Annotated in this window: 9 protein-coding genes; 8 read left to right on the top strand and 1 reads right to left on the bottom strand. The window is 57.1% G+C overall.

What is annotated here, in order from left to right; genetic code table 11:
* Positions 1-18: 18 nt before the first annotated feature.
* From Poly51_RS11005 to Poly51_RS10975, 7 genes are all read left to right on the top strand, one after another.
* Positions 19-711, top strand: coding sequence for a CPBP family intramembrane glutamic endopeptidase (locus Poly51_RS11005; RefSeq protein ID WP_146457403.1), 693 nt, complete (start codon positions 19-21; stop codon positions 709-711).
* 70 nt (positions 712-781) lie between these two features.
* The gene (locus Poly51_RS11000; protein ID WP_146457401.1) at positions 782-3,271 is read left to right on the top strand and encodes a PSD1 and planctomycete cytochrome C domain-containing protein; all 2,490 of its coding nucleotides are present in this window, start codon (positions 782-784) and stop codon (positions 3,269-3,271) included.
* Positions 3,272-3,274: 3 nt separating this feature from the next.
* Positions 3,275-4,726 (top strand): DUF1501 domain-containing protein, encoded by a 1,452-nt coding sequence (locus Poly51_RS10995; protein WP_146457399.1) that lies wholly within the window; start codon positions 3,275-3,277, stop codon positions 4,724-4,726.
* Positions 4,727-4,774: 48 nt separating this feature from the next.
* Positions 4,775-5,812: a ThuA domain-containing protein gene (locus Poly51_RS10990; protein ID WP_146457397.1), complete on the top strand. Its 1,038-nt coding sequence runs from the start codon at positions 4,775-4,777 to the stop codon at positions 5,810-5,812.
* A 227-nt stretch (positions 5,813-6,039) separates the two neighbouring features.
* On the top strand, positions 6,040-9,288 hold the full coding sequence (carB, locus tag Poly51_RS10985; protein WP_146457395.1) for a carbamoyl-phosphate synthase large subunit: 3,249 nt from the start codon (positions 6,040-6,042) through the stop codon (positions 9,286-9,288).
* 286 nt (positions 9,289-9,574) lie between these two features.
* Entirely contained in the window at positions 9,575-11,026 is a 1,452-nt protein-coding gene (locus Poly51_RS10980) for a sigma-54-dependent transcriptional regulator (RefSeq protein WP_146457393.1), read from the top strand.
* A gap of 261 nt (positions 11,027-11,287) precedes the next feature.
* The gene (locus Poly51_RS10975) at positions 11,288-12,319 is read left to right on the top strand and encodes a helix-turn-helix transcriptional regulator (protein ID WP_146457391.1); all 1,032 of its coding nucleotides are present in this window, start codon (positions 11,288-11,290) and stop codon (positions 12,317-12,319) included.
* A 50-nt stretch (positions 12,320-12,369) separates the two neighbouring features.
* Here Poly51_RS10975 and Poly51_RS10970 read toward each other — a convergent pair whose 3' ends face one another.
* On the bottom strand, positions 12,370-12,789 hold the full coding sequence (locus tag Poly51_RS10970) for a helix-turn-helix domain-containing protein (RefSeq protein WP_146457389.1): 420 nt from the start codon (positions 12,787-12,789) through the stop codon (positions 12,370-12,372).
* A 523-nt stretch (positions 12,790-13,312) separates the two neighbouring features.
* Between Poly51_RS10970 and Poly51_RS10965 the strand changes: the two genes are divergently transcribed.
* Positions 13,313-14,161 (top strand): hypothetical protein, encoded by an 849-nt coding sequence (locus Poly51_RS10965; protein ID WP_449314217.1) that lies wholly within the window; start codon positions 13,313-13,315, stop codon positions 14,159-14,161.
* Positions 14,162-14,246: the final 85 nt, after the last annotated feature.

Below are 14,246 nucleotides of genomic sequence, written 5' to 3'. Positions count from 1 at the left end.
TGAACCATAGAATTATTTGTGGATGACACCGAAGCCGGCGACCAGTCGCCTGATGACGTCTTTTTGACAGCCGTGCTGTTTGAGTCGGCACTCGGTGTTTTGGCAATCTTGCTTGGCCTTTGGCTGGGGCCTGATCCTCGCGCATGGGTGCCCGAGATCGACTTGTCCGTTTTTGCGATTCCCGTCGATTGGGAAGCATTGATACCGATCGGCACAGGGGTGGGTTACGGCGCGCTCGCTGCGATCCCGATGTTGGTCGCGATCGATCTGTTGCGGCGTTTGCCTTGGGAGCCCGTTCGTGAATTGGAACGGCTCAGCGACGACGGGCTGATCAAATCTCTGCTGCAATTGCGGGCGTCCGAGATGATCGTGATCAGCTTGTGCGCGGGAATCGGCGAAGAATTGTTGTTCCGCGGATGGTTGATGTATTGGTTGGCTGATGGTTGGAAGCTGGCTGACGAAGCTTCGGTTGCTGTATCACCCGAGTTCGCGTTGGGTGCCGGGTTGGTGGGATCGTCGATCGCGTTCGGGTTGGTCCATCCGTTGACGAAACTCTATGTCGTCGTGGCAACGGTGATGGGGTTTTACTTCGGTGGACTGTTGATTTGGAGCGAAAACATGCTGGTTCCGATTACCGCCCACGCCACTTACGACGCGGTCCAGTTGATGTTGTCGTCGCGGAGCTTGAAAAAGGAGGCGTTGGCCGGCTGAAATCGCCCCGTTCGGCCATCGATCAGTTATCCTGGAAAGGTTCTCCGTTGTCTCGTTGAGAATTTCCGCCGTGAAGTTTCCCTCCCCTGCACTGTTTGTCCTTGGATCGGTCTGGATCTTGGGGGCAATCGGATTTTGCGTTACGACTTTTGCCGATCCGGCGACGGGTGGCGCGAAGGTCGTCGACGCCGATTCAGTCCGCTTCTTTGAAAGTCGCATTCGCCCGCTGTTGATCAGCCGATGTTATGAGTGCCACGCGGGAGAATCACGCGAGGGTGGTTTGAGTCTCGATCGATCGGACTCGCTAGCGATCGGCGGCGATAGCGGCCCCGCAGTTGTCTCGGGTGATGTCGAAGCCAGTTTGTTGGTTGCCGCGATTCGCTACGACGAATTAGAAATGCCGCCCGACGCGCCGTTGAGTGAAAAAGAGCGATCCGATGTCGAGGCTTGGATACGCGGAGGCGCCGTCTGGCCGGTCAAGGACAAGGCTGCTGCCACCAACCCGGTCGATGAAGATGCAACCGACATGGCGGCCGAACTGGATGCCGAATTGGGTAATTGGTGGGCCGCAAAACCGATTGACCCCGAGACGCCACCCGACAACATCGCCGGTATTCACTCGCCGACGATCATCGACCGTTACGTTGACCAAGGATTGGATGCGGTCCAATTGCATCGGGCACCTGTAGCGGACCGAACAAAGTTGATTCGTCGCTTGTCGTATGACTTGTTGGGCGTTCCCCCGTCCCCCGAGGCAATCGATCGATTTGCCGCGGACCGGCGTTCTGATGCCTATACGCGATTGGTTGATTCTTATTTCGCCGATCCGGCTTACGGGACACGAATGGCGAGGTTGTGGTTGGACTTGGTTCGCTACGCCGAATCCGATGGTTGGCGAGCCGATGCCTATCGTCCGCAAGTCTGGCGTTATCGCGATTTCGTCGTCGATGCGTTCAACGAAAAGATGCCATACGATCGATTTGTGTCGTTGCAGTTGGCCGGCGACGAAGTGTCGCCCGGCGACAATCGTACGTTGGCCGCAACAGGGTTTTTGCGGCTAGGGATTTTCGAATACAACCAACGCGATGCCGAGGGGCAGTGGCACAACATCGTTGACGAAATGACCGATGTGACGGCCGACGTCTTCTTGGCGACCGGTTTGGCGTGCGCGAAGTGTCACGATCACAAGTTCGATCCGATCCCCCGCGCCGACTACTTTCGTTTTCGCAGCGTGTTCGAACCGGTGTCGTTTCGCGACGTCAACACGGTGCCTCGTGATGCCGACGCCGAAGCCGAAATCGCAACACTGTTGGCCGAACTGGTCGACGTCGAAGGCGGCGACATCCGGGCTCTTAAAGACAGTCATGCCGATAGGTTTCCCTTAGAGGTTCAATCCGCGTATCGAAAGCCGGTTGATCAACGAAACACGTACGAACATCAACTCGCCTACATCGTCGCTCGGCAAGTGATCGAAGAAGGTTTGCAAGACGGAAAGATCCGTAAAGCATTGGGCGAGGAACGTTATCAACGTCGAACGGCGATTCTGAAACAGCTTGATCGTTGGGGCGCTGATCCGTACTCGCTCGATGCGATGCTAACGGTCGCGGACGCGTCGGGTTCGATTCGGCCGACACGATTGCCCGGCCGCAGCCAAGGTAGATCGTTCGAGCCGGGGGTTCCTCTGGTACTGGGCGGTGGTGCGTTGGACGCGACGCCGCCGACCGAGTCACCTGGTTCTAGTGGGCGCCGATCCGCGTTGGCTACGTGGATCACGTCCCCCGGCAATCCGATCGCCGCACGGGTGATGGTCAATCGGTTGTGGCAGTTCCATTTCGGCAGTGGACTGGTCCGCAGCCCGAACGATTTTGGGATTCTGGGCGAGCGACCGACGCACCCGCAATTGCTGGACTATCTTGCCCAACGTTTCATCGAATCAGGGTGGTCTATCGAGCGGATCCAGCGCGAGATCGTGATGACCGCAAGTTATCGACAATCGGCTGTCCACCATGACGCGGCAGCGGCGAAGACGGTCGACGCCGACAATCGATTGCTGTGGCACCGAACGGTTCGCCGCTTGGATGCGGAACAATATCGTGACTCATTGCTGGTTGCGATGGACGGTTTGATCGACACCGGGGGTGGTCCGGGGCCGAGCGACCATGCGGGCCGTCGTTCGATCTATATCCGACGGTTTCGCAACTCGTCCGATGAAATGCTGGCCGCCCTGGACGTGCCGCCGGGCGTAGTCGGCACGGCCCGTCGCGATGTAACGACGACGGCGCCCCAATCGCTGATGATGTTGAATAGTCCTCGTGTTCTGGGTGCAGCGGGGCGCGTCGCCGAACGAGTACGTGGCGAATTGCAGGGGGAAGTGCGTGTCGTTGCACCGGAGGTTTTTGGTGCCGCGTTTGTCGACCGGGTCCATCGAATTCTGACGGGCGCCAAGGCGTCTGACGAACTGAAGTCGTCACTCGGTAAATTGGCTGCATCCGGCAGCGAAGGTCAGACGGACGTTTGTCACATTTTGATCAATAGCAACGCCTTTTTGTTTGTGGAGTGATCGATGAATCTCGCGAACCCATCGCGATTGTGCCGCGCCGCCGGCGTGCCCCACATTCAACACGTATCCAACCGTCGGCAATTTTTGACGACGGCCGGTGCTGGTTTCGGCGCGCTGGCGTTGGACGCAATGATGGCAGGTTCCACGCTGGCCGAGTCCTCTGCAGGCCGGTTGCACCATCCGGCGACGGCGAAAAGCGTGATCTTTCTGTTCATGGAAGGTGGCCCCAGCCAAATGGACACTTTCGATCGCAAGCCGCTACTGAACGAGTTGGCGGGGCAAGGTTTGCCCGCCAGTTTCAACGCGCCGATCACGGCGATGGGTGAACACGGCGCGCCCTTGCTGGCATCGCAGCGAAAGTGGACGCGATATGGTCAAAGCGGATTGGAAACCAGCGATTGGTTTCCGAGCGTGGCGCAGCACGCAGACGACTTGGCCGTGATTCGTTCCTGCTATGGCGAAGGTATCAATCACGCCGGCGGTTGCAACTTGATGAACACCGGCTCGATCCTGGGTGGACGTCCGTCGCTGGGGTCTTGGATCACGTACGGTTTAGGCAGCGAGAACGAAGACCTGCCGGCCTTTGTGGTGATGACAGATGAAAAGAAGCCGGCGACCAACGGAGTGAGAAGTTGGGGGCCCGGTTTCTTGCCGGCGACGTACCAGGGCACTCCGGTCGGCAATGGCCCCAAAGGCGAAGTGATCGCAAATTTGAGTTTGCCCGCCGGCATGTCGGCCGAGCGTCAATTGCGAAAGTTGCAATGGATTCATCAGATCAACGCCGCGCATGCCGCAACGTTGCCGGACGTTTCGTCGTTGGACGCACGGATCCGATCGTACGAGCTGGCGTCGCGGATGCAAGCGTCTGCACCGGAGGCGGTTGACTTGGCGGGCGAAACGGCCGAGACGCGTCGCTTGTATGGGCTGGACCGAAAAGAAACGAAAAACTACGGCGAAATCTGTTTGCTGGCGCGTCGCTTGGTCGAGCGCGGCGTGCGGTTCATACAGCTTTACAGCGGAACGGGAAGCGGCTGGGATGCGCACGCGAACATCGAAGCCAATCACACAAAATACTGTGGCAGCGTCGATGTGCCGATCGCCGGGTTGCTTGCCGACTTGAAGCGTCGCGGTCTGTTGGACCAGACGCTGGTCGTTTGGGGCGGCGAGTTTGGACGCACGCCGATGAGTGAGAAAGGGAACGGACGCGATCACAATCCGACCGGATTCACGATGTGGATGGCTGGCGGCGGAGTTCGCGGTGGTCAAACCATCGGGGCAACCGACGAGCTCGGCTTGCACGCGATCCAAGATCGCGCCCATGTTCACGACGTCCACGCCAGTATTTTGCACCTGATGGGACTCGACCGACTCACTTTGTCCTACAATCACCAGGGGCGGCTCGAGCGACCGACGGTCAACGAGGGCGCCATGATTGAAAAGTTAGTGACGGGTTAAAGGGATCCGTTGTTCAAAGAATTTTTAAACTCCATTCGAGAAAATGATATGCGTTGTTACGTTGGATTTGGTTTGCTGATTTGTTCGCTGCTTTGCACGTTCACTCCGGCTTGGGGGGACGACGGGCCGCTGGTCTATCAGGGCGAGTCTGGTCCAGGTGCGGGGAAGCACATCGTCTTCTTGGCGGGGGATCACGAGTATCGCAGCGAAGAAGCGTTGCCCGCCCTGGCGCGAATCATGGCCAAGCATCACGGATTCAAATGCACCGTGTTGTTCAACGTCGATGCCGATACTGGATTTATCCATCCGGGCAATAACAACATGCCGCACACCGATGTGATCAAGGATGCCGACTTGTTGGTGTTCGGGTTGCGGTTCCAGAACTTCCCCGCCCAGCAGATGCAACCCATCGTGGACTATCTTCAACGCGGCGGGCCCGTCGTCGGTACGCGGACCAGCACGCACGCGTTTAATATCCCCAAGGACTCCCAGTTCGCCCGTTTCGATCACAAGTACGCTGGTGAAGAAATGAAGGGCGGATTTGGACGTCAAGTCTTGGGTGAGACTTGGGTCAGCCACTATGGCAAGAACCACGTCATGAGCACGCGTTTGGACATCGTCCCCGAACAAGCCGAGCATCCGATCATGCGTGGCGTCAAAGATCCTTGGGTCGAAGCCGGCGGTTACTGGGTCGACCCGGCGCCGAACAGTACCGTTCTGGCATTGGCCCAACCGCTGCAAGGGATGACGCCGGATTCACCGCCGGCGGAAGGGAAAGATCCTTGCCCTGGCGTTTGGATTCGCGACTACCAAATCGATGGTGGCGAAAAGGGCCTCGCGTTCACAACAACCTATGGCGCCAGCGAGGATTTTCGCAACGACGGTTTTCGGCGGATGATGGTAAACGGTTGCCTGTGGGCAATCGGATCCGAAGATGCCATCCGCGCCGATTTGAACACGGATTTGGTGGGGCCCTACCACCCGTCCACGTTCAGCTTCAAAGGCTACCGCCGTGGCGTCAAGCCATTGGACATGGCCGGCTGGGACACGCCGATTATGGATCCGGAAAAGCCGACCAAGGATTGATGCTGTCGGGCCCGCGCGGAGTTGATTTTCGCACCGTTTTTCCTAGGGCGGCCAAGATTCCCGAAAAAACGCGTCTTCGGCGTGCCGGACGCGTCCTCTGCGCTGCGGCATTTCTCTGCTATTCTGTCGGGTAATTTGCGTGTCGGAGGCGGTGGACGATCCACGGCCCGATTGCCCAGCGCGCAGACGGACATCCACGAAAAATCCCCCCCGCCGGAAAGACACCTGTGCCCGCCCGCGACGACATTAAAACGATTTTGATCATTGGTAGCGGCCCCATCGTGATTGGCCAAGCTTGCGAATTCGATTACTCGGGAACCCAGGCCTGCAAGGCGCTGCGTGAAGAGGGGTATCGCGTCGTCTTGGTCAACAGTAACCCGGCCACGATCATGACCGATCCCGGAACCGCCGATGCGACGTACATCGAGCCGCTGTCGTGGCAGATGATCGAAAAGATCATCGCCAAAGAGCGACCCGACGCGCTGCTGCCGACGCTGGGTGGACAGACCGCGTTGAATGCCGCCATGGAATTGGAAGCCAACGGCGTGCTGAAAAAATACAACGTCGAAATGATCGGTGCGAACACTGCCGTGATCGCCAAGGCCGAAGAACGTGACCAGTTCAAAGAGGCGATGGAAAAAATCGGCCTCGATGTCTGCAAAGGGTTCACAATCGGAACGCTCGTCGAAGCCCGCGCGGCGCTGAAGGAAGTTGGCTTGCCCGCCGTCGTGCGTCCCAGCTTTACGATGGGCGGTTCAGGATCAGCCATCGCGTACAACAAAGACGAGTTCGATTCGCTGGTTCAAAATGGGCTGGATCAATCGCCCGTCACCGAAGTGCTGATCGAAGAATCGATCATCGGTTGGAAAGAGTACGAGATGGAAGTGATGCGTGATTGTGACGACAACGTCGTCATCATCTGCGCGATCGAAAACTTTGACGCCATGGGTGTCCACACCGGTGACTCCATCACCGTCGCGCCGGCCCAAACGTTGACGGACAAAGAGTATCAAAGGATGCGCGACGCATCGCTCGCCGTCATCCGCGAAATCGGTGTCGAAACCGGCGGCAGCAACATCCAGTTTGCGATCGAGCCCGATACCGGACGCATGATCGTGATCGAGATGAACCCACGGGTCAGCCGATCAAGCGCTCTTGCCAGCAAGGCAACCGGTTTTCCGATTGCCAAGATCGCGGCCAAGCTTGCCGTCGGTTACCGATTGTGGGAACTGTCCAACGATATCACGCAAAAGACGAAGGCCTGTTTCGAGCCGACGATCGATTATGTCGTCACCAAGATTCCTCGGTTCGCGTTTGAGAAGTTCCCCGAAGCCGACGCGACGCTGATGACTCAAATGAAGAGCGTCGGCGAGACGATGGCGATCGGCCGATCCTTCCGCGAATCGTTCCAAAAGGCGATGCGAGGTCTGGAAGTCGGCGCCTTCGGACTGGGCAGCGACAATCGTGACAAATGGGGCACCGATGAACAGCCCGATCAACACGAAATCACGTCCAAGCTGAGCATCCCCAACGCCGATCGGATCTTCTATATCCGTTACGCGATGAAGGCCGGGATGACGAACGAACATATCCACGAACTGACTCACATCGACCCGTGGTTCTTGGATCACTTGTCGCAAATCATCGAAGAAGAGACGCGGCTGATCAAAATCGGTTCGCTTTCCAAGATCACCGTCGACGAAATGCGAGCCGCCAAACGCAACGGCTTTTCCGATCGCCAGCTCGCCAAGATTTTTGGCTCGACCGAAACCAAGGTCCGCGCCCGACGAATCGAAATGGACATCAAGCCCGTGTTCAAAAGCGTTGACACCTGTGCGGCCGAATTCGAAGCGTACACGCCGTACTACTACAGCACCTATGAATCCGAAACCGAACTGCCGCCGAAGGGTGACAAGAAACGGATCATGATTTTGGGCGGTGGTCCGAACCGAATCGGGCAAGGCATCGAGTTCGACTATTGCTGCTGTCACGCCAGCTTCGCGCTTCGCGAAATCGGCATCGAAAGCGTTATGGTCAACAGCAACCCTGAAACGGTCAGCACCGATTACGACACGTCCGACATCCTGTTCTTCGAGCCGCTTACGATCGAAGACGTGCTGAATATTTGCGACGCGGTCCAGCCCGATGGTGTGATCGTGCAGTTCGGCGGACAGACGCCGCTTAACCTTGCCCGTGGTCTGCAAGAAGCTGGCGTGCCGATCATCGGTACCAGCGTCGATACGATCGATGCCGCCGAAGATCGCGAGTTGTTCCAGCAGTTGATCAACGAACTCGGATTACGACAACCGCCAAGTGGCATCGCCCGCAACATGGAACAGGCACGGATCGAAGGCAAGAAGATCGGGTTCCCAATGTTGGTTCGGCCAAGTTTTGTGCTGGGCGGACGGGCGATGGAAATCTGCTACGACCAACCCCAATTCGAACGCTATGTCGCCGAAGCCTTTGTCGTGGCCGACGGACAACCGGTGCTGATTGATCGCTTCTTGGAAGACGCCACCGAAGTCGACGTCGATGCGGTCGCCGACGGTACCGATTGTGTGATCATGGGGATCATGGAACACATCGAAGAAGCCGGTGTCCACTCCGGTGACTCGGCATGTGCGATCCCGACGTTCAGCTTGAGCGAAGCCGTTCTTACCGAGATCCGCGAAGCGACGGCCAAGTTGGCCAAGCGATTGAAGGTGATCGGTTTGATGAACATTCAATTCGCGATCAAAGACGAAGCCGACGGCCCAAAGGTCTATGTGCTCGAAGTCAATCCGCGTGCCAGTCGGACCGCACCGTTCGTTGCCAAAGCCACGGGCGTTCCCGTCGCTGGAATCGCAACCAAAGTGATGACCGGCATGACGTTGAAAGAGTTGGGCATCACCAGCGAACCGATCCCGCGTCACGTTTCGATCAAAGAAAGCGTATTCCCGTTCCGCAAGTTCGCGGGCGTCGACATCGTGCTGGGCCCCGAAATGCGAAGCACCGGCGAAGTGATGGGCATCAGCGATGATTTTTCGATGGCGTTCGCCAAGAGCCAGATCGCGGCCGGCAGCGTGTTGCCCGAAGCGGGCAAGATTTTCATGAGCCTGTCGTCCCGCCACAAAGATGCTGTCGTCTCCATTGGCGCCGATCTGATCGGTTTGGGATTCGAGTTGCTGGCCACGTCGGGGACGGCAACACGATTGAAGGAAGCTGGCGTAGCCGTAACGCAAGTCAAAAAGATCGCCGAAGGTCACCCGAACCTGATCGACTTCCTAAAAAACGATGACGTGCAGTTGATTCTCAACACGCCCAGCGGCAAAGGCGCTCGAACGGACGAAGGTCGCATTCGTGCCGCCGCCGTCCAGGCCGGTGTGCCGTGCATCACGACGATCGCGGCCGCCGAAGTCGCCGTCAAAGCGATGAAGGCGATGAAGGTCGGATCCATGAAAGTTGAATCGCTGCAAAGCCGCTACGCCAGCACTTAAAACTTGTTGCAACCGAGGAGGAACCACGCCCTGCTTCGCACTGCGAAAAAAGCGAACGGGTTTGCGAACGTGGGATAGGCTGCCAGCCTGTCGTTCAAGATTTGACAGGCTGGAAGCCTATCCCACGTGTTGTTCATACGATCCTTATCCCGCCTTTCAAGACGGGAGACCTTTTTGAACGAATGCGTGGAATTCTCAGCATTCGATGACGAAACCCTTTTGCAGGACAACGGGGCGACAAAGTCGATTTCCTCAGATTTTCTTGCCTCCATTTTCTTGCCAAGACATGTCAACCGAAGCATCCACCACCGTATTTGATCCCAGCAGCTTGAAGCTGTTGGTCGTCGACAACGAAGCAGCGCACGCCCGCGCGATGACAGAGAGTCTTGAAAAGGTCGGCTACGTTTGCGAAGTGGCGACCAGCGGTCCCGAAGCGGCCAAGTTGATACAACGCGAAACGTATGACATCGTTATCACCGACATGGTGATGAATGATATCGACGGCATGAAGATCCTTACGCTCGCCAAAGAACGTTTGCCGGATTGCGAAGTCGTGATGGTGACCGGTCACGCGACCGTGCCAATCGCCGTCCAAGCGATGCAGCAAGGGGCCTTCAACTTTCTGGAAAAACCAATCACGCCGAATCGGCTTCGGGCGATCGCCGAAAAGGCCGCCAACGCCGTGCTGCTTCGCCGCGAGAACACCGAACTGCATCAACGGCTCGACGAACGCTTCGGTTTCGAAGGGATCGTCTACACCAGCAAGAAAATGCAAGACGTCGTCGATCGGGTTCGACGAATCGCTTCGACCGACGCCACCGTTTTGATCACGGGCGAGAACGGGACCGGCAAAGAAATCATCGCCCAGGCGATCCACCAAAACAGTCCCAGGCGCGCCAAACGCATCGTTGCAATGAACACCGGTGCGATTGCCGAAAACTTGGTCGAAAGCGAACTGTTCGGTCACGTCAAAGGTTCGTTCACAGGCGCCGTTTCCGATCGCGAAGGTGCGTTTCAATATGCTAACGGAGGCACGTTGTTCTTGGACGAGGTCGGCGACATGCCGATGGCGACGCAGATCAAATTGCTTCGCGTGCTGGAAGAAAACCAAATCACGCGAGTCGGCGACAACAAGACGATCAAGGTAAACGTGCGGCTGATTTCGGCAACCAATCGTCCACTCGAAGAAATGATCGACGCGGGTACGTTCCGCCGCGATCTCTATCACCGCTTGAAAGTCGTGACGATCGAATTGCCGGCCCTTCGTGAACGGCGCGAAGATGTTGTGCCGTTGATGGACAGCTTTCGCAAGATGTTTCTGCGGCGGCACGACAAGTCGACGGCCCATTTCACGCCCGCGGTGACCAAACGATTCTTTGCCTACGATTGGCCCGGAAACGTGCGGCAACTTCGCAACTTTGTCGAAACCATGGTCGTGCTGGACACCGACGGCAAGCTGGACGTTGACGATTTGCCGCCGGAACTCTTGGACAGCTCCGAGGCTGTGGCCGAAGACGAAACGCAATTCCCCATCATCGCCGGCGACAACGACTTGATCGGGAAGCGACTGGAGGTAATCGAACGTTGGGCGATCGAAGAGACGCTCAAGTTGACCGGCGACAACCGCGAAGAAGCCGCCAAGGTTCTGGGAATCGGAGCCCGAACGCTATACCGCCGTCTGGACCAATACAAGAAAGACGAAGACGGCACCGAAGTCGCGGATGACGACGAGTCCTAACGAAGCGGCGAAAGACCATACACCCTCCAAGCGGATCCACAGGATCACAGCGGGCAACCCATCGTGGACCCGCGACTCCGTTCGCGGGACGTGAACTGCAAAGCAGTTCACCAAAACCCCGTTCGGCACCATGAAAAGCCTTCACGATCCACCAGCTTGGACACTCCCCGCCCACCAGGTTATGTAGGCTCCCCACTGGCAAAAGGGTTTTTGCTATTTTGATCGCAGGGGCAGCGAAGCGAGACGGACGGTGCGGCCCCGGTGATTTCCTACTCGCTGCACGGGGCCGCGGCTGTGATGAAAGAATTGGGCACAACCGAGCGTCAGCTTCATCTGTTGAGGCTGCTGCAGAATCGTCGCCAAGGCGTCACGGTCGACGATCTGTCGCGCCAGTTCGGCGTCAGCCTGAAAACCGTTCGCCGCGACCTCGTGCGTCTGCGCGATGCCGGCTTTCCGATCCAAGAGGCTACCGAGGCGCACGGGCGGCATCGTTGGTCCATGCACGGCGAGAGCACGACCGGTGCCGGACTGGCATTCGACGAAGCCTTTGCACTGGCGCTATCGACCCAGTGCATCGGATCGCTCGCCGGAACCGAAATTGGCGATGCCGCTCGATCGGCGATGGCCAAGCTGCGCAGCGGATTGTGTGAGCGAACGTTGGACTACTGCGATCGCCTCGCTCGCTCAATCACCTTGCTCCAATCGCGCGGCGTCGACTACGCCGACAAGGCCGACATTCTCGAACAGATCTTGCTCGGTCATGAAGAGCGACGCAACGTCTTCATCGCCTATCACTCACGCGGATCCACTGAACCGCTCACGTATCCCATTTCTCCTTACGCGATTCGTCAATACCAAAACGCCGTCTACATCATCGGGCACAGCGAACAGCACGACGAAGTGCGCTGTTTCAAGCTCGATCGAATCGTCGAAGCCGAACGCATCGAGTTCCCGTTCACGATCCCAGCAACTTTCGACGCCGACGCCTATCTGGGCCCAGCCTTCGGCATCTACAGCGGCGAACCCGAGCGAGTCGAAATCAAGATCGCCGCCGCGGCCGCCCGCCCAATCGCCGAATCAGAGTGGCACGCCAGTCAAGAAGTGGTCCACCACGCCGACGGAACGCTCACGCTAACGATGCAGGTAGCGATCACGCCCGAGCTAGAGAGTTGGATCTTGTCGCTAGGACCCGAAGCGAAAGTAATCGAACCAGAATCACTAGCCGAAGCCATCGCAGCGAAAGCCACAGCAATCGCCGCCCAGTATCAACGCGAGGTCAAGCATGAACGATAGACGCCAGTTCGCTCCACGAGCAGCATTCACAGCAAAGCCATGCACCGCTACTACCCAGCCTCGCTCAGTGACACATCCAGTCGCATCCCAATCGCTTCCGCATACCGGCGCAGCGTCGACAGTGTCGGGTTGGGGTTATGGCTATTTTCCAATCGCGACAGAGCCGACTTCTGGATCCCCGTCCGCTCCTGCATTTCATCCAGCGACACACCTGCTCTCTGCCGCGCCTCACGCAACTGCGCAACCAACTCCACCGAAAAGCGAATTCGCTCCAACAATTCCGGAATCAGCAAGCGAGCCGCCGCAATATTCGCTTCCTTGCCCAGAATCTCCAGTGCAACGGCTTGCTCATAAGCGATGCGTTCGTCGTCGTTCATGCGAGGCAACTTTGGCTTGGATTCATCCTGCGACGTGGGATTCAAAAAGAACTCAACTATTTTATCGGTCCAATGGAAAAGGAAGAACTGCATCGTGGTTACCTGAATGTGAACAGGTGGAGATCGGAAAGTCAACGAAGCCGACTTTTTGCAAGCGCGGAAGTGTTCCTCGGGATGGCGAATCTCGACAGTCTGCGCAGGCCAGCTTCAACTGGGCCACGACCCGTTCGGTGTTTCCGCGACTGCCAAACAAAATTGAAAAACGACTCGGACATAGAGGTGTGAAGTGAAACGATTAGTCGACTTCGATCAGTGCTTTGAGCACCTGACTGGTCACCCCGCGTTTCCGTGGCAAAGGTCGTTTTATGAACACCTCGTTACCGGTGATTTTGATGCCATTGCGTGTTGTCGAATTCCGACAGGGCTCGGTAAGACATCTACGATACCAGCTTGGTTGATTGCGCTTGCCAATGCTCCGTCGATAGTTCCTCGTCGTCTGGTGTATGTGGTGAATCGCCGGACCGTGGTGGACCAATCAACTGATGAAGCAATTTCAATCCGAAAACGTCTTGCTAGTCATCCTCAGCTTCTTGCCGCTTTGCAAAGATTGCTGGCTGTGAAATCCGAATTGCCTTTGTCGATCAGTACGCTTCGAGGTCAGTTCGCGGACAACCGGCAGTGGTTGCAAGACCCTGCGAGGCCCGTCATTGTTGCGGGCACCGTCGATTTGGTGGGCAGTCGTTTACTGTTTGATGGCTACCGATGTGGCTTTAAGTCCAAACCGCCTCATGCGGGAATGATCGGTCGTGATGTTTTGTTGATCCATGACGAAGCACATTTGGAACCCGCTTTCCAAACGCTTCTTGATTCGGTCCAAGATGCCCAGCGAGAAGGCAAGCGAAAGCTTCGCGTTGTGGAGTTGTCTGCTACATCGAGAGGAATCGGAAAACTCAATGAGCCTCTGAGTCTGTCCGCTAGCGATCTCTCCAATGCCGAAATTAAAAAGCGATTGCATGCCAAGAAAGCGATCAAACTACACCCTATCGAGAGCTCGAAGGAAAACGCCGACAAGATCACGTCACTGGCATTGGATCACGCCGAATCAGGTCAGAACATCCTTGTCTTCGTCCGGTCTGTTGCCGAAGTCTCAAAGATCGCAAACGCGCTCACGAAAGAACTGAAAAAGCGAAAGCTTCCAGAGTCGGTCGCCACGTTGACCGGGACGATGCGAGGGCTAGAACGCGATTACCTGACCGGAGCGATTGATTGTCCATCAGGCCATCCACTCGAACTCAAACGAAACGTATTTCTTCGCTTCCTACCAAACGATGGCAAAATTCTAAACCACGGAACTGCTTATTTGATTTCAACCTCTGCTGGCGAAGTTGGTGTCAATTTATCGGCTGACCACATGGTCGGCGATGGGTGTCGTCTCGCCAGGGCGCGAGTTTACGCGGCCAATTGATGGTTCGTGGTAGCTTTGGGTGCGTAAGGTCGTATCGACGCCTCATTAGCCTTCAAGACCGCGCCATAGGTTGACTCCCACGTTC

It is taken from the genome of Rubripirellula tenax, assembly GCF_007860125.1.
In the GTDB taxonomy this organism is placed as follows: Bacteria; Planctomycetota; Planctomycetia; order Pirellulales; family Pirellulaceae; genus Rubripirellula; species Rubripirellula tenax.
This window is presented reverse-complemented; position numbering and strand designations above follow the sequence as displayed.

What these genes read in the sequence shown, in the direction of transcription:
- Poly51_RS10995 (WP_146457399.1), top strand. Translation starts at nt 3,275, where the DNA reads ATGAATCTCGCGAACCCATCGCGATTGTGCCGCGCCGCCGGCGTGCCC.
- Poly51_RS10990 (WP_146457397.1), top strand. Translation starts at nt 4,775, where the DNA reads ATGCGTTGTTACGTTGGATTTGGTTTGCTGATTTGTTCGCTGCTTTGC.
- Poly51_RS10980 (WP_146457393.1), top strand. Translation starts at nt 9,575, where the DNA reads ATGTCAACCGAAGCATCCACCACCGTATTTGATCCCAGCAGCTTGAAG.
- Poly51_RS10970 (WP_146457389.1), bottom strand. Translation starts at nt 12,789, where the DNA reads ATGCAGTTCTTCCTTTTCCATTGGACCGATAAAATAGTTGAGTTCTTT.